This window comes from Marinococcus sp. LNHM5E3-2.1, from assembly GCF_056034365.1.
Map to the genome: position 1 here is coordinate 20,688 of NZ_JBQLIB010000018.1, position 19,698 is coordinate 40,385.

Here is a 19,698-nt window from a genome sequence, read left to right on the forward strand (position 1 = left end):
TCTTTCTATAAAGGACATTATAACGATATTATTTTCAACTCGCAACCATTACAGCAAAAAAAGCTATAGATAATCAGCCCACTCTGCCAGTGTTTCCACCTGGTAGGCAGGAGGAATTTCTTTGCCAGCTGCCGCCTCCCTGCTGGTAACTCCCGTGTTCACATGAATTGTATCTATTCCTGCTCGTATCCCGGCGAGAATATCGGTATCATAATTGTCCCCGATTAACGCCACTTCTTCTTTGGCCAGTCCGAGCGCCTGCATCGCCATGTCCACCATAATAGGCTGTGGCTTGCCGATAAACACTGGTTCTTTCTGCGCAGCGGTCGTAACGACTGAAGTGAGCGCCCCGTTGCCAGGATGAAAGCCCTGCTCGGTGGGAACAGCGGCATCTTCATTTGTCGAAATGAACATAGCACCGCTCCGTACCGCTACCGTTGCCCTGCTCAGTTTATCGTATGTAATACTGCGGTCAAGTCCCATTACGACGGCATCCGGGTTGGTTTCCGTAAGATGAAAGCCGTAATTCTCCAGCGCTTCCTGAAGTCCCTGCTCTCCAACTACATACACCCTGGCAGAGGGTGCCTGCTCATATAAGTATCTGGCTGTCGCAAGTGATGTTGTCATCACCTGGTCTGCTACGCACTTCACTCCCATGCCTGCCAATCGTTCAGCAACCGTTTCGGGGGCTGAGGTGGAGTTGTTGGTCATATATAAATGCGGGATACCTTTATCATGAAGCTGATTCACAAACCGTACAGCTTCCGGGATCGGTTCGCTTCCCCGGTACACCGTCCCGTCCAGATCAATTAAATATGCTTTATACTTTTTCATGGCCGTCCGCCTCCTTTATTCCTTTGTATCCTTCTCCTCGGGCAGGAAGGCAGATACCGGTCCGAGCTCCTCCTCGAGATAATTCCTTACCGACGGGCTCACCTTCTCTACAGCAGGCTCCGCTTCCTCGAGCACCTGCCTGATTTCGGTGGATTCAATAGCAGTAAATTCCTGCACAAGTTTTTTCCGGAATGCTACCAGCGGTTTCAGCCGGCTAATCACTTCAGATTCGAGTACCCGTTCGTCCTCAAGGATATCGAGAATATCTTCATAGCTGCCCGGATCCCTCATAATAAAACCATCAATCATCTGATTGCCGACATCTATCAGCGCTTCGATCCACCCGTGCGCTAGTCTTTCGAGCGCGAGCTGCGTGCCTGCCGTCCTTTCCTCCCGGATCTGCTTATATATACGCCCAAGCTGCTCCATATACTGCAGACGGTCCTCAATTTGTTTTCGGTCTACAAAATACATTACTCTGCCTCCTTTTCTCATTCTCTATGGTAGCATATCTAACCGCATCTGCAGATAAAACCACCGCTGAAGACGACACATAAATATGGTAAGATAGTTAAGCATTTTGCAAGTTTTACATATGCATCTTCTTAAAGGAAAGGATGAAATCTATTTATGGATAGAGAACTGGCGCTTGAAATTGTACGTGTTACAGAGGCAGCCGCTGTTTCTTCTGCTCAGTGGCTTGGACGTGGGAGAAAAATAGAAGCGGATGATGCTGCTACGACTTCGATGAGGTCCATGTTTGACTCTGTGCACTGCCGCGGAACGGTCGTCATAGGTGAAGGGGAGCTCGACGAAGCACCTATGCTCTATATTGGAGAAGAAGTGGGAGACGGAGAAGGCCCTGAGGTTGATATTGCTGTTGACCCGCTCGAAGGAACAAATATCGTTGCGAGCGGCCGGGCCAACGCTGTCGCTGTCATTGCCATCGGGGACCGGGGCACACTTCTTCATGCGCCGGACATGTATATGGAAAAAATCGCGGTTGGACCGAAGGCTGCAGGGCATGTCCGCCTGGACGATCCGATCGAGACCACCATCGATACAATTGCTAAAACAAGCAACAAACGGGTCCGGGACGTCACGGTTATTATCCAGGACCGCGATCGTCATCAGCAGCTCATCGACCGCGTCCGGGCCAAAGGCGCCCGGGTAAAACTCTTTGGTGACGGGGATGTAGGAGCTTCCATCGCAGCTGCGCTTCCGCGCACCGGGATTGATTTATTCCTTGGCACCGGCGGAGCTCCCGAAGGCGTCATCTCAGCTGCCGCTATTAAAGCACTCGGCGGAGACATGCAGGCCCGCCTTGTACCCTCAGACGCCGAAGAAAAAGAGCGCTGCAGAGTTATGGGAATTACGGATACGAGCAAGGTGCTTCAGCTGTCTGACCTCGTTAAAGGAGACGATGCTATCTTCGCGGCCACCGGTGTTTCGAGCGGTGAACTGCTGGACGGGGTTCGTTTTCTTGGAGGAGATCTTGCTGAAACAGATTCTATCGTCATGCGGGCCAAAACCCGTACTGTCCGCTACATTAAAGCCCAGCATCACCTTGACTACAAACCCCACCTTCTCGCTGAAGAATAATAAACAAAAACCCCCGCGACGGGGGTTTTTACGTTACTGATTCTTCTGCTTCTTCCTGCGTTTCTTCCTTTTGCTCCTGGCGAACCTTTTTTAATACAAAATAGGCACAGCCAAAATTACAGTACTCCAGCAAGTAATCTTCAAGGGTACCGATTTTAAAATCGTGGGGGACTTTTTTACGGTCGTTTTCAAAGAAGCCGCGCATGCGGAGCTGCTCATGCCCCCAGTCCCCGACGACATAATCATACTTGTTCAGTACTTCACTGTAACGCTCTTTAAACGCTTCTTCACTCCAGCCATCCCGAAAGTTTTCGAGCAATTCATAACGCTGTCCCTGAACCTGAATCAATGAGCTCCCCTCCTTTGCTGAGCCTGGCCCTTCCAAAAGAAAAACCAGCATCCGAAAAGAGGAACTGGTTTTTCCAGGGGGCGGTCTCTCATTTATTGATACTTGCTTGCTTCCATCTGTACCTGTGCTTCGTTTACCTGCTCGTCAGCATGGTAGGAAGAACGCACAAGCGGCCCGGATTCACAGTGGCTGAATCCTTTTGTCATTGCAATTTCTTTCAGCTCTGCAAATTCCTCCGGCGTATAATATCTTTGTACTTTTAAATGCTTCTTCGTCGGCTGCAGATACTGTCCGATTGTCATAATATCCACGTCGTGTGCCCGCAGGTCATCCATAGCCTGAATGATTTCCTCTTTTGTTTCCCCGAGGCCGACCATCAGGCTCGATTTGGTTGGAATGTCCGGATGAAGCTCTTTAGAATACTGAAGGAAATCCAGGGAACGACGGTATTTTGCACGGGCGCGCACCCGCGGCGTTAACCGTTCCACTGTTTCAATATTGTGGTTCAGGATGTTCGGTCTTGCTTCCATCAAAATATCCAGGTTTTCCGGAGTGCCGGACATGTCTGATGGGAGCACTTCGATTGTCGTGCCCGGGTTTTTCCGGCGGACCGCACGGATGGTTTCGGCAAATACTTCCGAGCCTCCGTCTTTAAGGTCATCTCTTGCCACCGCTGTAATAACGACGTGCTTCAGACCCATTTGTTCGACGGAATCCGCAACACGTTCAGGCTCGCCCCAGTCCAGTTCGTTTGGAAGACCGGTTTTAACGGCGCAGAAACGGCAGCCGCGCGTACAGGTATCACCGAGAATCATGAATGTAGCCGTTTTTCTGACTGCCCAGCATTCGTGGATGTTCGGGCATCTGGCTTCTTCACATACCGTGTGAAGATTTTTTTCCCGCATCATCTTTTTCAGTCCTTTGTAGGACTCATTGGTGTTTAGTTTTATTTTCAGCCATTCCGGCTTGCGAACGTATTCTTCCGTTTTTGTCATGATGCTCTCACTCCCAGTTATGAATAATAAAAAGCCTGTTTGTACTCTATCTGTAGTATATGTTTGATTAGACTGGCCAGTTTCTACTGTTTTCCTTTATACTTTAACACGTTCCACAGGTTCAGACAATTCATAGACGTCCTTCTTCATCACCTGCAAATCCGTCAGCAGGCGGAAAAAAAGCAGCCCGGCTGCTTCCTCCCGGGCTGCTTCATTTTATTTTTGTTTCGAGGCTTTTTTTGCGTTTAAAAGACTTGCCACAAGACCGCCCCATATAATAACCATTCCTACGACCATTGTTATAATTGCTCCAGCTGTCAATTTACTCAGCCTCCTCTTTGGATAAGCCTTTCCAGCGTATGAGGGACATAATAACACCCGCCGCTAAAGCAGCCAGGGCCACAGCCCAACCGCTGGCGAAAATAAATCCATCTGTATACCCGGCGTAATTTCCATTTTCGGTATCAAACTGCTTTAAAATGTTTTGCAGGAATAAATCAATCATCATGTAACCAAGCACAATTGGCGTGATCACACTAAGACATACCTTCCACCAGCCGCCAAGACGGATATCAGAAATGGCGTTGGCGTGCTGTTGAAATTCCGGCAGCTTGCGGAGCACCCAGGCAATCAATACTACTTCCACCAGCCCGAGGAGGGCCACACCAAATTGGTTGATAAAGTAATCGGCCGCATCAAGGAAGTTCAAGCCGCCACGGGTAGCAAATATCAGAGAACACAGTGCCGCTGCACCGCCGCCGATACCGACTGCTTTCCCGCGCGTCCAGCCGAATTTTTCCTGCAGTCCTTTAATGTACGTTTCAGCGATAGAAATCAGTGATGACAACCCGGCCAGGGCGAGCGACAGGAAGAAAAGAACACCAAACAGGCCGCTGAGCGCCGGAAATTCACTGATGATCTGCGGAAAGACAACAAAGGCAAGTCCAACACCGCCGGCTACTACTTCTTCTACTCCCACATCCAGCTGTTGAGCCATAAACCCGAGAGCTGAAAAGACGCCAATCCCAGCCAGCAGCTCAAAGCTTGAGTTACTAAAGCCCGTAATAAAGGCATTGTTTGTAATGTCCGATTTTTTCGGCAGATAACTGGAATAGGTAATCATAATCGCAAAAGCGATTGATAAACTAAAGAAAATCTGCCCGTATGCAGCTACCCAGACGCCTCCCTGGGTGAGCGCCCCGAAATCCGGTTCAAAGAAAGCCTGAAGCCCCTCTGCTGCGCCCGGAAGAGTAACCGCGCGGATGCAAATGATAAGGAAGATAACGACCAGCGTCGGAATAAAAATCCGGTTCGCCAGTTCAATACCTCGCTGCACCCCTTTAAATAATATGCCGAGCGCGATCGCCCAGACGATGATTAACGGAATAAGTACTCCGATCGTCATACCACCGAACTGCCCGGGATCTGCCAGCTGCAGATAGTCGTTAAACAAAAATGCTTCGGTGTCTGCCCCCCAGCTTAAATTGAAAGAAAAAATCGTATAGGAGAGGGACCAGGCGATGATAACAGGATAATATGTAGAAATAACAAATGCTACCGCCACGGCCCACCAGCCGATCCACTCCACATTTTTGTTCATTTTTGAATACGTTCTTGGTGCTGCGCTCCGGTATTTATGACCCATGGTAAATTCCATGATCAAAAGTGGAATACCTGCTGTCAGCAGCGCAAATAAATATGGGACAAAAAACGCGCCGCCGCCGTTTTCAAATGCCGTCGCCGGAAAGCGCCAGATGTTTCCGAGCCCGATCGCAGATCCGACTGCTGCCATAATAAAACCCGCACGTGTTCCCCATTGTTCTCTTGCAGCCATGAAGCTTCCTCCTTTTTATCTGTTACATGACTATGTGGACATCTGCCGATGCACAACTTTTGTCTGATAATTCATTATATTTATCTTTCTTTGCCTTGTCAAAGTACATAACGGAAAAGTTTTTTGGAAGCGTTCTTATATTTGCTGCTTTTGTTTTTAATTTAGATAAATAAAATTATCCTGCTACAACCAGAAAGTTGCAGCAGGACTTTTAGATACTACATTAATTATTTTTTCGCTTATAGGTTACGTAACGGTGTGGATGCTTGTTTTTCTCATCCACGGGCCCTTCTTCCTGTTCAACAATCTCCCATTCTGATTCGTTCCATTCCGGAAAGTACGTATCTCCCGAAACATCGGCGTCAATATGGGTTAGATACATGTAGGAGGCATCCGGCAGCAGCTCCGTAAAAATGCCGCTGCCTCCGATAACATAGTAAAGCTTTTCTTCTCCGGCAAGCCGGCGGATTTCTTCAATATCGTTCACCACCTGAGCACCTTCGTGCGACCAGTCCGTATTACCTGTAATAACGATATTGGTGCGTGACGGGAGCGGCCCGTTCATCGATTCGAACGTTTTCCTGCCCATAATAACAGTTCCGTGCTTTGTTACCTGCTGAAAATGCTTCAAGTCAGCAGGAAGATGCCAGGGAAGGTCATTTTTATATCCGATCACCCGGTTGTTTGCGACTGCAGCTACAAATGCGATCATACAGACACCTCTCCTTTAATATGGGGATGCGGGTCGTACCCTTCGAGGGAAAAATCATCAATAGTAAAATCGAAAATGGAATCCACCTTCCGCGTGATTTTCATTTCCGGAAGGCTTCGCGGCTCGCGCTCAAGCTGAGTTTTGATTTGTTCCACGTGGTTGTTATAAATATGAGCATCCCCAAATGTATGAATAAACTCTCCGGGCTCAAGGTCACATACGTGCGCGATCATTTGCGTCAAAAGAGCATACGAAGCAATGTTAAACGGCACGCCGAGAAAAATATCTGCACTCCGCTGGTAGAGCTGGCATGACAGCCTGCCGTCCTGGACGTAGAACTGGAACAGGCAGTGGCAAGGCGCAAGCGCCATATCTTCAATCTCTGCTGCGTTCCAGGCGCTGACGATCAGTCTCCTTGAGTCTGGATTTGTTTTGATCGCTTCCACCACGTCAGAAATCTGGTCCACTGTTTTTCCTCCAGATCCCTCCCATGACCGCCACTGCTTGCCGTAAATCGGCCCTAAATTGCCTTCTTCGTCTGCCCAGGCATCCCAGATTTTCACTTTATTTTCTTTCAGGTAGGCAATGTTCGTTTCTCCCTGTAAAAACCAAAGCAGTTCATGAATAATGGAACGCAGGTGCAGCTTTTTTGTAGTGATCACCGGGAAACCCTGCTGCAGGTCAAAGCGCATCTGCCATCCAAAGGTGCTGATTGTTCCAGTGCCGGTTCTGTCATTCTTCTTTCCGCCATTTTCAAGTACATGCCGACAGAGATCTAAGTATTGTTTCACGTTTGTGCCTCCCTATGTTTTTACTTCAATTACCGCTTGACAGAAGCACCTTCAAGCTTAACAGCAGGCTGAAGGCTTTCCATCTGCAGGCGGTTCATCAGGAACCGGCCGTATACTGCTTTACCAGCACATCGGCCAGAATGTCCCGCATCATTTCCGGCATATAGTATTGTTTCGACTCTGCGTTGGACAAGCCGGTGTACAACGGCCCGAGTGTGAACATATCAAGCGTGGCCAGCTCATACGTTTCTTCGTGATTAAGCAAATCGTGTCCGATACGGATACTCTGCACCGTCCACTCTCCATATTCGTAGTCCGCTTCAATCTGCATGCCACTGAATACCATGTGGCCAAGCATCTCCCCGCGGAAGCCAAAGCCTTTCAGCGGCAGACGGATCATTTCCTCCGTAAAAGCTTTTTTCACTACCTCTTCAAGCACATGCCCTTTTACTGCCACTACGCATGGGTTAATCGGGTGAGGACACAGGCGGTGAATATCTTTTTTCGTCACCGGTCCTGCCGGCAGCGAATGAAGCAGCAGTCCTGAATTCAGCATAGATATCTCCGTTTTACACCATTCCCGCAGCCCATCGGCAAGCAGCGAGGCAAATGGAGACTCCTGAGTCCATGACACGGATAATGGCTCTGCAATTTCTGTCACTATTTCATTCATGTCTTTATCTGCTTCGTCCTCGAGCGCTCCCAGAAGCCTTTCAGTCATTGGGGAAGGCTTTAGCCTGCGCATATCCACCGTTTTGCCCACGATGCCGGAGAGGCGCTGAGTATCCCCTTCAAACAGGAGCTCGAGCTCCCCTGCGTGCGTGCCAAACTTGCCGCATTGTGTAATTAATGTATTGTTCACCCATTCCGGCTCTTCAAGCAGATGGTGGGTGTGCGCTCCCAGAATAACATTAAAATCATAGGAGGAAGCGAGCTCCAAATCCTTTGGATAGCCCAGGTGCGACATTAAAATCATTACGTCAGACTGTTCCCGGAGCTCGGGCAGAAATGTTTCTATCACGTGCTCCGGGTCTGTAATTTTCCAGTCCAGCCCTTCATAAAACGGATAAAAAGGAACGGTTACCCCGAGCAGGCCAATCCGTACCCCTTCTTTTGTCGTATGGATACTATATGGCTCCGCCCAGCTGGGACGGCGGCCGTCGGTATCAAACAAGTTCGCCAGAAGCACCTGAAACCCGGCGTCATCGTACATATGATTCAGCTCTTCTTTTGCAAACGTGATGCCTTCATTGTTTCCAACCGCTGCATACTGAATGCCGGCTTCGTTCATCAGCTCCACGTTTCCTTTTCCACGTGTAGCTTCTGTGACGGCGTGTACCCGGTCGGTGTGGTCCCCGAGATCCAGAAGAAGGACTGACTCCCCCCGGTCCTGCCGGTATTTTTCCCGTTCTTTTAAATATGCTGCTGTGCGTGTCCATTGATCCAAATCGCTGTGAATATCGTTAGTATGGTACAGGTAAACAGAAAAACTGGAGGACAACAGGTCTCACCGCCTTTGTGCTCGTCTCCACATGCTGAGGTGCAGAACGAGTGCATTTCATCTTCTTTTATCTTACTACGAATCGCGGGGCTCGTCATTAAAGAGCGAAGTTTGTTTTGGAGTAAGCCCTTCGTATTCTATACCGGAAAGCTCGAGCAGCCGGCGCGCGTTCGGGGCTGCATGGCGCTCGGAATTATTATTAAAAATCATGTAAACGTCGCTGCTTTCTTTCTGCAGCCTTTCTGCCCGTTCCCGCCATTCCTGAAGCTCTGCGTCGGAATAGTTATAACGGTAGCGCACCTTGCGCCACTCCTGTCCCCGTGCCGGCTTCAGCCACGCGTTCTTGTCACGGCCGTGCAGACGAATTAAAGTTTTGGAAGACGTGGTGGCCTCCTCCACAATCGGCACCGATCCGCCTTCGATCTGTGGCTCATCTACCACCGAATGGATCCAGTCTTCATTTTTCATGAATTCGAGCGTTTTTTCCCGGAAGGTCGGATGGAACCAGGATTCATGGCGGAACTCAAGGGCGCAGGGGAATTCGTGCAGCTGGTCTCTCAAGTAACGGAGGTAGTCCACGTTTTCCCGGTTGCATTCAAACCAGGGTGGAAACTGGCACAGCACCATCGCCAGCTTGCCTGCTTCCTTCATCGGGCGTACCGATAGGGCGTACTGCTCAAACATTTCCTTTTTTGATTCATATTTACTCGGGCCGCGCTGGTGTCCGGTCATTTCCTGATAGGCCTTCATAATAAATTGAAACGATTCCGGCGTCTCCCGGAGCCATTTATCAATATTTTTCTTTGGCTGTATAGCGTAGAAGGAAGAATCCACTTCTACCGTGGGGAAATATTTACTGTATTCTTTCAGCTTGTCAGTCTGCTTCAGTCCTTTTGGATAAAGGGAATCATGGTCCCCCCAGCCGGTTAAACCAACATATATCATCATTTATTCACCTCCCTTTTCTTTTCACGTTCTTCTTTAAAATAAAACAAAAAAACTGCCCTTTTCAGAGCAGTAACAGCTCTTTAAAGGACAGTTTCCATTTTCGTACCGGGCCGGGAAATTAACCGATCGAGCCTTCCATTTCAAAGCTGATCAAACGGTTCATTTCTACAGCATATTCCATTGGCAGTTCTTTTGTAAACGGCTCAATGAAGCCCATAACGATCATTTCAGTTGCTTCCTGTTCACCAACGCCACGGCTCATCAGATAGAAGAGCTGCTCTTCCGATACCTTAGATACCGTCGCTTCGTGTTCAAGAGCAATGTTGTTGTTATAAATTTCGTTGTATGGAATCGTATCCGAAGTGGATTCGTTATCCATAATCAACGTATCACATTCGATTTTCGATTTGGAACCGTCGGACTTGCGTCCAAAGTTCGCAATACCGCGGTACGTTACTTTTCCGCCCTGCTTCGAAATGGATTTCGAAACGATCGTGGAGGAACAGTTTGGAGCCAGGTGCATTACTTTTGCGCCTGCATCCTGGTGCTGACCGCGTCCGGCGATAGCGATGGAAAGAACGGTACCTTTCGCACCTTCGCCGCGCATAATAATCGATGGATATTTCATCGTCAATTTGGAGCCGATGTTACCGTCAACCCATTCCATGGTCGCACCTTCGTCGGCAACTGCCCGTTTTGTTACGAGGTTGTAAACGTTTGGCGCCCAGTTTTGGATCGTTGTATAACGGCAGTACGCATCCTTTTTCACGATGATTTCAACAACGGCACTGTGCAGGGAATCCGTGGAGTAAACTGGTGCGGTACAACCTTCCACATAGTGCACGGAGCTGCCTTCGTCTGCAATGATCAGCGTACGCTCAAACTGTCCCATGTTTTCCGAATTAATCCGGAAATAAGCCTGAAGCGGCGTTTCTACTTTTGCACCTTTTGGTACGTAGATAAAGGAGCCGCCGGACCATACTGCGGAGTTAAGCGCCGAGAATTTGTTGTCAGATGGAGGGATAACTTTCCCGAAGTGCTCACGGAACAATTCTTCGTTTTCCTTCACTGCTGTATCTGTGTCTTTAAACACGATACCCTGATCTTCAAGCTCTTTTTCCATGTTGTGATATACAACTTCGGATTCGTACTGTGCAGAAACCCCTGCCAGATACTTTTGCTCCGCTTCCGGAATACCAAGCTTGTCGAACGTGTTTTTGATTTCTTCCGGCACTTCGTCCCATGATTTTTCAGAACGCTCAGACGGTTTTACGTAATACGTAATAGCGTCAAAGTCCAGTCCGGAGAGATCGCCGCCCCATTGCGGCATTGGTTTTTTATAGAAGATCTCGAGGGATTTCAGACGGAAGTCGAGCATCCACTGCGGCTCTTCTTTAATTTTAGAAATTTCTTTTACAATTTCGTCTGTGAGGCCTTTACCAGAACGGAAAATGGAAACGTCTTTGTCATGAAAACCATACTGATAGTCTTCACCAATTTCCGGCATTTGTTTTGCCATATGAAAATACCTCCTTAGAGTCGGGAATAAATATTGTCATCCCCGCTGTGTTTCAAGCGCGTTGCTGTATTATGAACGGTTTTCTTCTTCCACTAACCCTTTTTCCATGGCTTTCCACGCAAGTGTTGCGCATTTAATACGGGCAGGAAACTTCGTTACGCCCTGCAGAGCTTCGATATCGCCAAGGTCGTATTTCGTATCATCGATTTCTTCGCCCTGCATTAACTGCGAAAACATCTGTGCCATATCCAGTGCTTCTTCGACAGTATGACCTTTGACAGCCTCTGTCATCATCGAAGCGGAGGACAAGCTGATCGAGCAGCCTTCCCCGACAAACCTTGCATCGGCGATTTTTTCCTCTTCCACTTTCAGCTGAAGCTGAATGCGGTCGCCGCAAGTTGGATTGTTCATGTTGACATGAAGTGTTTCTTCCTCCAGGTCACCTTTGTTTCTTGGATTTTTATAGTGATCCATGATGACCTGGCGGTAAAGTGTATCTAAATTATGCGAAGACATCACCGAAATACTCCTTTACTCTTATTAACCCCTCTGCCAAAGCATCAATATCTTCTGTGGAGTTATAAAGATAAAAACTGGCACGGGCGGTAGAAGCTACATCAAGCCACTTCATTAACGGCTGGGCACAGTGATGGCCGGCGCGTACCGCAATGCCTTCCGCATCGAGCACGGTGGCAACATCATGCGGATGCACATCCTGCACATTGAATGTCACAATGCCAGTCCGTTCCTTCGGTCCGTATATATCCAGTCCATCCACCGCCGATAACTGCTTCAGCGCGTATTGGCCGAGCTCTTTCTCATGAGCAGCAATGTTATCCAGGCCTATCTGTTTCAGGAAATCAATTGCTGCTCCTAAACCAATAGCACCAGCAATGATCGGTGTGCCCCCTTCAAACTTCCACGGGGTTTCCTTCCATGTTGAATCATACAGCCCTACAAAGTCAATCATTTCACCGCCAAATTCCACCGGCTCCATATTTTCCAGGAGAGATTTTCTGCCATAGAGTACCCCTATACCGGTTGGACCTCCCATTTTGTGGCCGGAAAAGGCGTAAAAGTCCACACCCAGATCCTGTACGTCCACTGCCATATGCGGTACGCTCTGCGCCCCGTCCACGACGATGACCGCTCCATGTTCATGGGCGATAGCAGCGATATCTTTAATAGGGTCCACCGTGCCAAGTACGTTTGACACATGACTGACCGCCACAATTTTTGTTTTTTCGGAAACGGCCCTGCGTACATTTTCTGCCGTCACCGTTCCGTCTGCTTCTAGCTCCACGTACCGGAGACGGGCTCCGTTACGTTTTGCTGCCTGCTGCCACGGAATAATATTGGAATGATGTTCTTTTTCTGTAAGGACGATTTCATCGCCTTCCTGCAGATGAGCATCTCCGTAGCTCGAAGCTACCGTGTTGATGCCGACGGTCGTACCGCGGTTAAAAATGATCTGCTGCGAGGAAGGGGCATTGATGAAGGAGCGGACTTTTTCCCGCGCCCCTTCGTACTCATCCGTCGCCATGCTTCCAAGTGTATGCACGCCCCGGTGAACGTTTGAATTATAACGGCGGTAGTAATCACTGACCGCTTCAATTACCTGCAGCGGCTTTTGGGAAGTAGCCGCCGAGTCAAGATAGACAAGCGGACTTCCGTTTACTTCCTGCTGCAGTATAGGAAACTGTTCACGAATGGCTTTTACATCCATTAGTACACTTTCCTTTCGATAACCTCCGTCAGGCGATCTTTCACAGCTTGAATTGGCAGTGCGTCTACTACTGGAGCAAGGAAGCCGTGAATAATCAGGCGCTCTGCTTCTGTCTGCGGAATACCGCGGCTCATCATATAGTAAAGCTGAACCGGATCAACACGGCCTACAGAAGCTGCGTGACCGGCCGTAACGTCGTCCTCATCAATAAGAAGAATCGGGTTCGCGTCGCCACGGGCACGTTCGCTGAGCATAAGCACACGCTCGGTCTGTTCCCCGTTGGCTTTTGTCGCTCCGTGTTCAATTTTGTTAACGCCGTTGAAGATAGCAGAAGCTTTGTCTTTCATAACGCCGTGGGTCAAAATCTGGCCGTCTGTGTTTTTACCAAACTGGATAATATGGGCCCAGAAGTTCTGGCTCTGCTCTCCGCGTCCGATAGCTACAGATTTTTTGTCAGAAGTCGAACCATCGCCTACAAGTGCAGTCGTATTGTCCGATACTGTGTTACCTTCGTTCATCTGGCCGAGTGCCCAGTCGATGCTTGCATCTTTGAGGGCGTAGCCGCGGCGGTTGGTATAAACCGTAGTCGCTTTCTCTAAGTGGTCCACGCCGCCAAAGGAAACGTTCGCGCCTTCTTCTGCATAAACCTCTGCGATCGCATTAACAACGGAAGGCGTCTCTGTATCATAGGAAACGTAGTTTTCAAGGTACGTCACTTCGCTGTTCGCTTCGGCTACAATAACCACGTGGTTGAACAGTCCCATATCAGCCTGTTCGAGCCAGTAGATTGTTTGAAGCGGAGCTTCAACCTTTACGTTTTTCGGAACGTAGATGAATGTACCTCCGTTCATGAGCGCTACGTTAAGCGCTGTAAAACGGTGCTCATCCACCTGTACCGCGTTGCCCATGAAATAACGCTCAAGCAGATCGCCGTGCTCGATCGCCGCTGTTGCGATGTCTGTGAAAATTACGCCCTGTTCTTCAAGCGTAGCGCTTGCTTCATACAGAACCGTCTGGCCATCTCTTTGCACAAGGAGATTCTGCTGCGCAGCGTTTTTATCGATAAGGCCCTGTACCTGTTCGTGCAGTTCGTCAGCCGAAGAAAAACTTTCCTTCGGAGTGCCTTCGTGTTCGAATTCGGTGAAATTCCACGTTTTAATGTTCGTTTTTTCCGGCTTTGGCATTTCCAGCTTTTCCGCTAAGCGGCTGGCGCTTAGCCGCTGGTCCTTCAGCCACTTTGGTTCGTTCTGTTTATCCGAGAAATCTTCAACGTATTTCTCGTCATATTTCCAAGTAGTATCTATAGACATAATTTCGCCTCCCCTGCTGTTAAAATTATTCCTGTGGTTCTCCGACGCGTTCGTTTTCAATGCCGAGTTCTTCCTTAATCCACTCATAGCCTTCGTTTTCAAGGCGCTGAGCTAATTCGGCGCCGCCGGATTTAACGATGCGTCCCTGCATCATAACGTGCACTTTATCCGGAGTAATGTAGTTTAAGAGACGCTGATAGTGAGTGATGATCAAGCAGCCGAAATCCGGGCTTTTCATGTCATTTACGCCTTTGGAAACGACTTTGAGTGCGTCGATATCAAGACCGGAGTCGATTTCGTCCAGGATAGCGATCTTTGGCTCCATCATGAGAAGCTGAAGAATTTCGTTACGCTTTTTCTCACCGCCGGAGAACCCTTCGTTTAAGTAACGCTGGGAAAACGATTCGTCAATTTCAAGCATGTTCATTTTTTCATCCATCTGGCGGATAAATTTCATCAGTTGAATTTCATTGCCTTCTCCGCGCTTAGCGTTAATGGCCGAACGCATGAAGTCAGAGTTTGTTACACCGCTCACTTCGCTCGGATACTGCATAGCGAGGAACAGGCCTGCTCTTGCACGCTCGTCAACCTCCATGTCGAGAACGTCTTCTCCATCAAGAGTGATGGTTCCTTTAGTGATTTCATACTTCGGGTGGCCCATCACTGCAGAAGCAAGGGTGGATTTACCCGTTCCGTTTGGTCCCATGATTGCGTGAATTTCTCCGCCGTTCATTTCCAGATCGAAACCTTTGATGATTTCAGTACCTTCAATTTCTACGTGCAAATTCTCAATTTTCAAGTTTGGCGCTGCCATTTTGCATACCTCCATATTTTGGAATCAAGCGGAAACCGCTGTTTTTTCTCTATTTATTATAATTATTATTTTATAACAAATGTAAACTGACTTCAAGCAAACTCGCTTTCTCTCCCGATATATTTCATTTTTTTGCTACTATATGGCAAAAAAACCAACGGGAAATAAATGAGAATACATCCTCTTCATTCTCAATAAAAGCGTTCATACAAAAAGGAGGGCACCTATACAAACCATTTGCAGGAACGACCCTCCCTATTCAATGCTTTTCTTCATTCACTCTTACAGTATACCAAACCTCACCGAGAAGTAAAAAAGGAAAAACTTTTTCAATGAAGATTCTCTTCTATTTTTCCCCCAATGTAAAAAACCGGACTCAGTAAACGAGTCCGGCCTGACCGCTATTCCTGCTCTGCAGGAATGACGGCTCCGTCATATTCTTCTTCAATAAATTCCTGGGTTTCATCCGACTGCAGCACTTCTACAAGCGTCTGAATTGTTTCATTGTCTTCATCCTCTGCCCGGGCTGCTATCACATTCACATACGGATTATCTTCCGGACTTTCAAGCGCAATGGCATCCTCCTGAGGGTTCAGCTCTGCATCAATTGCATAGTTGGAATTGATGAATACTGCATCCCCTTCGCCGTTATTATACACCTGCGGAAGCGTAGCCGCGTCAATGTCCGCCTGGAACTGCAGGTCTTTCGGATTTTCGGCAATATCATCCACTGTTGCTTCAACGCCGGCGCCTTCTTCAAGCGTGAGGACGCCTTCCTGCTCAAGCATCTGCAGAATCCGGCCGTGGTCTGCAACCGAGTTACTCATAATTATTTCTGCTCCGTCCGGAAGGGCATCAAGGCTGTCATACTCCTGGGAATAAACACCGATTGGCTCGATATGAATGCCGCCCATATTAACGAAGTCAAACTCTTCATTTTCTTCCATCTGATCTTCAAGATAAGGAATATGCTGAAAATAGTTTGCATCAATTTCTTCCGAAGCAAGCGCTTCGTTTGGAACAATATAGTCATTGAATGTTTCGATTTCAAGCTCCACATTTTCTTCCGACAGCTGGTCTTCGGCAAACTCCAGAATTTCTGCGTGCGGGACGCTTGTAGCCCCTACCGTAAGTGTCTGTGTTTCTTCTTCGGAACCGCCGCCTGATTCTGAATCAGAGCCGCAGGCTGCCAGTACTGCCGTAGAAAGTAGTGAAACGCCAAGTAGTGTTTTTTTCATGAAAAATTCCCCCATTAATATAATAATTATCGTTTATCTATCTGTCTCGTCCAAATATCGCCGATCCACTGCAGAATGAAGACAATAACAAGAATCAGCACTGTAGCAACAAATACTACTTCATTATTGCTGCGCTGGAACCCTTCCTGATACGCAAGGTTCCCAAGACCTCCGCCACCTACAACACCGGCCATGGCAGTATAGCTGACCAGCGTAATACCAGTCACGGTGATGCCGGAGATTAAGGACGGCAGCGCTTCCGGCAGAAGCACTTTTTGAATGATCTGCCACTGGCTCGCTCCCATTGCCTGAGAGGCTTCAATAACGCCCTTATCCACTTCTCTAAGTCCAATTTCCACCAGGCGGGCGTAAAACGGAGCTGCGCCGATAATCAGTGCCGGCAGTGCTGCACTCGGGCCCAGCATCGTACCAAGCAGGAAGGTTGTAAACGGAATAAGCAGAATGATCAGGATAATAAATGGAATAGAGCGGAAAATATTAACGATCGCTGCTGTCACTGTGTGCACCGGCTTGTTTTCCCACATGTTCCCTTTATCTGTTAAATACAGCAGAACTCCGAGTATTGTACCAAGTAAAAATGTGGCTGCTACCGCGATCAGACTCATATAGACGGTTTCCCACGTAGCAACCCACATGTTTTCCCAATTAATTTCTTCCATCCATGTGTTAAGCACGCTCCATCACCTCTGCTTCTATTTCTTCCTCGCGGAGGTAGTTCAGCGCTTTGTTTATTTCTTCACTGCTGCCTTTGATGCGGATAAACAGGGAACCGTAGCTGCCGCGCTGCGTCTGGGAAATTTTTCCCTGAATAATATTTACGTCCACATCAAACTGGCGGATGACTTTGGAAATGAACGGCTGCTCTGCCTTGTTTTCCAAAAATTTCAGCTGCACAACTGTGCCGGTTTCTTCTTCATTGAATACGATTTCCGACGCGTCTTCCTCCGGCTCCGTAATCTGACGAACAAATTCTTTAGTCATATATTCCTTCGGGTTCCGGAATACCTGAAGTACAGGCCCTTCTTCCACGACTTTGCCGTTTTCCATTACTGCCACCCGGTGACAGATTTTACGGATCACGTGCATTTCGTGCGTGATCAGGACAATGGTAAGCCCCAGCTTTTTATTAATGTCTGTGAGCAGAGCAAGAATAGAATCTGTTGTTTTCGGATCCAGCGCCGAGGTCGCTTCATCGCACAGCAGCACCTTCGGATTGTTTGCAAGGGCTCTTGCAATGCCAACCCGCTGCTTCTGCCCCCCGCTCAGCTGGGAAGGGTACGAGTCCTCCCGGCCTTCGAGGCCGACAAGGTTCACCAGCTCCTGCACCCGTCTCGCCCGTTCCTGTTTTGACTGTTTTGCAATTTCGAGCGGAAACGCAATATTTTCTGCTACCGTCCGGGACCACAACAGATTAAAATGCTGAAACACCATGCCAATTTCCTGGCGGGCGCTGCGCAGAGACTGCCCCTTCAGGGAAGTGATGCTTTCCCCTTCAATGGTTACTTCACCGCTGGTGGCGGTTTCGAGCTTATTTAACAGCCTCACAAGCGTACTTTTGCCTGCGCCGCTGTAGCCGATAATGCCGAAAATTTCTCCTTCATCAATAGAAAGGCTGACGTTATCTACGGCGGTGACGGTTTGTGTTTTTGTCTGAAAGGCTTTGGATAAACCTTTTAATTCGATCATACCGCTCTCTCCTTCATCGCTTTTCTTTATCTTTATTAAAACGATGTAATTAGTATGTTTTAAATCGTCATGATTCCGGCAATGATTCTTTCCATACCGGATCATAAAGAAAAAACCCTTCTGCACACGAGCAGAAAGGTTTTAAAGGATCCTTTCCACTCATCTTGCAGACGTTTGCCTGCAGGAATTGGCACCATGTCTGCTTATGCAGACTGGTTGCCGGGTTTCACAGGGCCAGCCCCTCCACCTCTCTTGATAAGTGAACGATGATTATCCGTTCATATTTGACGATGCTACTGATAATAGCACCTTTGCCTGTAAGCGTCAACCTTTTAGTTCCTGTCCCTGCAAGGCTCGAAAACAGCTGCTTATAAAAAGGAGCTGCCTCCCAAGAGGCCAGCTCCTATGTAAATCAGTATTAATCGTCGCTTACCATGTCCGAATACTGGGCTGGTGACATCAGGTCATCCAATTCACTTTCATTGGAGGGTTCTACCACAATCATCCAGGCTTTTTCATACGGAGATTCGTTGACAAACTCAGGAGAATCATCCAGGTCTTCATTAATTTCTACGACCTTTCCTGTAACCGGGGCGTAAAGCTCTGAGACCGTTTTAACAGATTCTACACTTCCAAATGGCTCTCCGGCCTCGAGTTCATCTCCTACTTCCGGAAGTTCCACGAATACAATATCGCCAAGCTCGGACTGGGCAAAATCTGTCACACCGACGCGAAGACGGCCATCTTCTTTTTTCACCCATTCATGTTCTTCTGAATATAAAAGTTCATCTGGTACACTCATACACAATCATCCTCCTTCAAATGAATACTATTACGCTTTCCACTTTTCCTCAAAAACTGGTTCCTTAAACCCGAGGGTAACACTCTCGCCGTCTGTCACAATAGGCCTTTTTAAAAGCATTCCGTCAGAAGCGAGCCATTCCAGAATCTCTTCTTCAGATGCTTCGGGCAGCCGTGTTTTCAGGTCCATTTCCCGGTACTTCTTCCCACTGGTGTTAAAGAACTGCTTCCATTCAAGTCCTTCCTTTTCTTTCCATGCCTTTAATTCTTTTTTCGAAGGCGGATGTTCCACAATATGATACTCGTCAAAAGAAATATTCTCTGCTTCCAGCCACTTTTTTGCTTTGCGGCATGTACTGCACGGGGGATACCCGTAAAAAGTAAGTGCCAATGCCAGGCCTCCTCCATACGCTTTCTTCCCTTTTATTGTAGCGGAAACCTTCCTCATTGGAAAGTTTCATTTTGCTTTTTAATGCCGGGCGAAGCCTTTAACACTCGATTAGATGAAGAGGTGAATTTAAAAGCAAAGGCAGCGCTTCATATTTCACCGATCCTGTCCAGAAGGACGAAATTCATTCGCAAGCTCCCGGCACATCAGGAAGTACGCAAATATATACTAAGTGATCCAGAGATGATGTTACCGCTTAAAAAAAGTGAATTTTTTTAATATGCTTCCAGTACGCATCATATCCGCCTTAGAAGTTTTCCTGCTTATTTAATTATTTAAAATTTTCCGTTTCTAATGTTTATTCCTTTTTAAGCCGGGAATGTGTCTGACTGACCGGGGATTTAATCCTTTGGTTAAAATATAAAGGAGGTATTTGCAACAATGGCAGTCGATAAATATCCATCCAGACAAGGCGATCATAAGGAAATCATGGACCGGAAGGATCCGGTAGTCCACGGAAGCGCCGGCTATGATGGCCCATTGCAGCAGAAGGAACTGGACTTTTACGACGAGAACGGCTACCTCATGCTCCAGAAGCTGTTTACCGATGAGGAAGTTGAAATGATGAA

At 47.9% G+C, this 19,698-nt stretch carries 21 protein-coding genes, 1 pseudogene and 1 riboswitch; of the genes and pseudogenes, 2 read left to right on the top strand and 20 right to left on the bottom strand.

Translation table 11 applies throughout. The features are described 5' to 3' along the window. Positions 1-63: 63 nt before the first annotated feature. The gene (locus tag ACTRXH_RS14730) at positions 64-834 is read right to left on the bottom strand and encodes a TIGR01457 family HAD-type hydrolase (protein WP_474263778.1); all 771 of its coding nucleotides are present in this window, start codon (positions 832-834) and stop codon (positions 64-66) included. A gap of 15 nt (positions 835-849) precedes the next feature. Next, entirely contained in the window at positions 850-1,308 is a 459-nt protein-coding gene (locus tag ACTRXH_RS14735) for a DUF86 domain-containing protein (RefSeq protein ID WP_474282779.1), read from the bottom strand. Positions 1,309-1,464: 156 nt separating this feature from the next. Here ACTRXH_RS14735 and glpX point away from each other — a divergent pair, with 156 nt between their 5' ends. After that, the gene (gene glpX / locus ACTRXH_RS14740; protein WP_474282781.1) at positions 1,465-2,436 is read left to right on the top strand and encodes a class II fructose-bisphosphatase; all 972 of its coding nucleotides are present in this window, start codon (positions 1,465-1,467) and stop codon (positions 2,434-2,436) included. 28 nt (positions 2,437-2,464) lie between these two features. Here glpX and ACTRXH_RS14745 read toward each other — a convergent pair whose 3' ends face one another. The 18 genes from ACTRXH_RS14745 to ACTRXH_RS14830 form a co-directional block, all read right to left on the bottom strand. Then, positions 2,465-2,836: a YutD family protein gene (locus ACTRXH_RS14745; RefSeq protein ID WP_474263785.1), complete on the bottom strand. Its 372-nt coding sequence runs from the start codon at positions 2,834-2,836 to the stop codon at positions 2,465-2,467. Between the two features lie 41 nt (positions 2,837-2,877). Continuing rightward, positions 2,878-3,801 carry a lipoyl synthase gene (gene lipA / locus ACTRXH_RS14750; protein ID WP_474282796.1) on the bottom strand — a complete coding sequence of 308 codons (924 nt, stop codon included), beginning with the start codon at positions 3,799-3,801 and terminating at the stop codon, positions 2,878-2,880. 195 nt (positions 3,802-3,996) lie between these two features. Then, positions 3,997-4,101 carry a methionine/alanine import family NSS transporter small subunit gene (locus ACTRXH_RS14755; RefSeq protein WP_022793941.1) on the bottom strand — a complete coding sequence of 35 codons (105 nt, stop codon included), beginning with the start codon at positions 4,099-4,101 and terminating at the stop codon, positions 3,997-3,999. 1 nt (position 4,102) lies between these two features. After that, positions 4,103-5,614: a sodium-dependent transporter gene (locus ACTRXH_RS14760; protein ID WP_474282783.1), complete on the bottom strand. Its 1,512-nt coding sequence runs from the start codon at positions 5,612-5,614 to the stop codon at positions 4,103-4,105. 223 nt (positions 5,615-5,837) lie between these two features. After that, a complete protein-coding gene (locus tag ACTRXH_RS14765) occupies positions 5,838-6,326 on the bottom strand; it encodes a dihydrofolate reductase (protein ID WP_474282785.1) in 489 nt (162 codons plus the stop codon). Next, positions 6,323-7,117, bottom strand: a complete 795-nt coding sequence (locus ACTRXH_RS14770; protein WP_474263793.1) for a thymidylate synthase — start codon at positions 7,115-7,117, stop codon at positions 6,323-6,325. Before ACTRXH_RS14770 ends, ACTRXH_RS14765 begins: the two co-directional genes overlap by 4 nt. A 97-nt stretch (positions 7,118-7,214) precedes the next feature. Then, the gene (locus ACTRXH_RS14775; protein ID WP_474282787.1) at positions 7,215-8,618 is read right to left on the bottom strand and encodes a bifunctional metallophosphatase/5'-nucleotidase; all 1,404 of its coding nucleotides are present in this window, start codon (positions 8,616-8,618) and stop codon (positions 7,215-7,217) included. 75 nt (positions 8,619-8,693) lie between these two features. Further along, the gene (locus tag ACTRXH_RS14780; protein ID WP_474263815.1) at positions 8,694-9,563 is read right to left on the bottom strand and encodes a DUF72 domain-containing protein; all 870 of its coding nucleotides are present in this window, start codon (positions 9,561-9,563) and stop codon (positions 8,694-8,696) included. Between the two features lie 121 nt (positions 9,564-9,684). Beyond that, positions 9,685-11,085, bottom strand: coding sequence for a Fe-S cluster assembly protein SufB (gene sufB / locus ACTRXH_RS14785; protein WP_298785231.1), 1,401 nt, complete (start codon positions 11,083-11,085; stop codon positions 9,685-9,687). Between the two features lie 69 nt (positions 11,086-11,154). Beyond that, positions 11,155-11,601: a Fe-S cluster assembly sulfur transfer protein SufU gene (gene sufU, locus ACTRXH_RS14790; RefSeq protein ID WP_091616365.1), complete on the bottom strand. Its 447-nt coding sequence runs from the start codon at positions 11,599-11,601 to the stop codon at positions 11,155-11,157. Next, positions 11,588-12,811 carry a cysteine desulfurase gene (locus ACTRXH_RS14795; RefSeq protein WP_474282789.1) on the bottom strand — a complete coding sequence of 408 codons (1,224 nt, stop codon included), beginning with the start codon at positions 12,809-12,811 and terminating at the stop codon, positions 11,588-11,590. The genes sufU and ACTRXH_RS14795 overlap by 14 nt, the downstream gene beginning before the upstream one ends. Next, the gene (gene sufD, locus ACTRXH_RS14800; RefSeq protein WP_474263800.1) at positions 12,811-14,121 is read right to left on the bottom strand and encodes a Fe-S cluster assembly protein SufD; all 1,311 of its coding nucleotides are present in this window, start codon (positions 14,119-14,121) and stop codon (positions 12,811-12,813) included. Before sufD ends, ACTRXH_RS14795 begins: the two co-directional genes overlap by 1 nt. Positions 14,122-14,146: 25 nt before the next feature. Then, positions 14,147-14,935 carry a Fe-S cluster assembly ATPase SufC gene (sufC, locus tag ACTRXH_RS14805; RefSeq protein ID WP_474263802.1) on the bottom strand — a complete coding sequence of 263 codons (789 nt, stop codon included), beginning with the start codon at positions 14,933-14,935 and terminating at the stop codon, positions 14,147-14,149. A gap of 401 nt (positions 14,936-15,336) precedes the next feature. Beyond that, on the bottom strand, positions 15,337-16,173 hold the full coding sequence (locus ACTRXH_RS14810; protein WP_474263804.1) for a MetQ/NlpA family ABC transporter substrate-binding protein: 837 nt from the start codon (positions 16,171-16,173) through the stop codon (positions 15,337-15,339). A 26-nt stretch (positions 16,174-16,199) separates the two neighbouring features. Further along, complete coding sequence (locus ACTRXH_RS14815) at positions 16,200-16,853, bottom strand: methionine ABC transporter permease (protein ID WP_474282798.1); 654 nt, start codon at positions 16,851-16,853, stop codon at positions 16,200-16,202. A 7-nt stretch (positions 16,854-16,860) separates the two neighbouring features. Further along, positions 16,861-17,880: a methionine ABC transporter ATP-binding protein gene (locus ACTRXH_RS14820; RefSeq protein WP_474282791.1), complete on the bottom strand. Its 1,020-nt coding sequence runs from the start codon at positions 17,878-17,880 to the stop codon at positions 16,861-16,863. Between the two features lie 156 nt (positions 17,881-18,036). Continuing rightward, positions 18,037-18,142: riboswitch (SAM riboswitch) on the bottom strand. A gap of 156 nt (positions 18,143-18,298) precedes the next feature. Further along, entirely contained in the window at positions 18,299-18,682 is a 384-nt protein-coding gene (gcvH, locus tag ACTRXH_RS14825; RefSeq protein ID WP_079475537.1) for a glycine cleavage system protein GcvH, read from the bottom strand. A gap of 30 nt (positions 18,683-18,712) precedes the next feature. Next, entirely contained in the window at positions 18,713-19,072 is a 360-nt protein-coding gene (locus tag ACTRXH_RS14830) for an arsenate reductase family protein (RefSeq protein WP_474282793.1), read from the bottom strand. A gap of 438 nt (positions 19,073-19,510) precedes the next feature. Between ACTRXH_RS14830 and ACTRXH_RS14835 the strand changes: the two are divergent. Then, positions 19,511-19,698: pseudogene (locus ACTRXH_RS14835) on the top strand (ectoine hydroxylase); the annotation flags it as partial.

What these genes read in the sequence shown, in the direction of transcription:
- ACTRXH_RS14730 (WP_474263778.1), bottom strand. Translation starts at nt 834, where the DNA reads ATGAAAAAGTATAAAGCATATTTAATTGATCTGGACGGGACGGTGTAC.
- ACTRXH_RS14735 (WP_474282779.1), bottom strand. Translation starts at nt 1,308, where the DNA reads ATGTATTTTGTAGACCGAAAACAAATTGAGGACCGTCTGCAGTATATG.
- glpX (WP_474282781.1), top strand. Translation starts at nt 1,465, where the DNA reads ATGGATAGAGAACTGGCGCTTGAAATTGTACGTGTTACAGAGGCAGCC.
- ACTRXH_RS14745 (WP_474263785.1), bottom strand. Translation starts at nt 2,836, where the DNA reads ATGCTGGTTTTTCTTTTGGAAGGGCCAGGCTCAGCAAAGGAGGGGAGC.
- ACTRXH_RS14760 (WP_474282783.1), bottom strand. Translation starts at nt 5,614, where the DNA reads ATGGCTGCAAGAGAACAATGGGGAACACGTGCGGGTTTTATTATGGCA.
- ACTRXH_RS14765 (WP_474282785.1), bottom strand. Translation starts at nt 6,326, where the DNA reads ATGATCGCATTTGTAGCTGCAGTCGCAAACAACCGGGTGATCGGATAT.
- ACTRXH_RS14780 (WP_474263815.1), bottom strand. Translation starts at nt 9,563, where the DNA reads ATGATATATGTTGGTTTAACCGGCTGGGGGGACCATGATTCCCTTTAT.
- sufB (WP_298785231.1), bottom strand. Translation starts at nt 11,085, where the DNA reads ATGGCAAAACAAATGCCGGAAATTGGTGAAGACTATCAGTATGGTTTT.
- sufU (WP_091616365.1), bottom strand. Translation starts at nt 11,601, where the DNA reads ATGTCTTCGCATAATTTAGATACACTTTACCGCCAGGTCATCATGGAT.
- ACTRXH_RS14795 (WP_474282789.1), bottom strand. Translation starts at nt 12,811, where the DNA reads ATGGATGTAAAAGCCATTCGTGAACAGTTTCCTATACTGCAGCAGGAA.
- sufD (WP_474263800.1), bottom strand. Translation starts at nt 14,121, where the DNA reads ATGTCTATAGATACTACTTGGAAATATGACGAGAAATACGTTGAAGAT.
- sufC (WP_474263802.1), bottom strand. Translation starts at nt 14,935, where the DNA reads ATGGCAGCGCCAAACTTGAAAATTGAGAATTTGCACGTAGAAATTGAA.
- ACTRXH_RS14810 (WP_474263804.1), bottom strand. Translation starts at nt 16,173, where the DNA reads ATGAAAAAAACACTACTTGGCGTTTCACTACTTTCTACGGCAGTACTG.
- ACTRXH_RS14815 (WP_474282798.1), bottom strand. Translation starts at nt 16,853, where the DNA reads ATGGAAGAAATTAATTGGGAAAACATGTGGGTTGCTACGTGGGAAACC.
- ACTRXH_RS14820 (WP_474282791.1), bottom strand. Translation starts at nt 17,880, where the DNA reads ATGATCGAATTAAAAGGTTTATCCAAAGCCTTTCAGACAAAAACACAA.
- gcvH (WP_079475537.1), bottom strand. Translation starts at nt 18,682, where the DNA reads ATGAGTGTACCAGATGAACTTTTATATTCAGAAGAACATGAATGGGTG.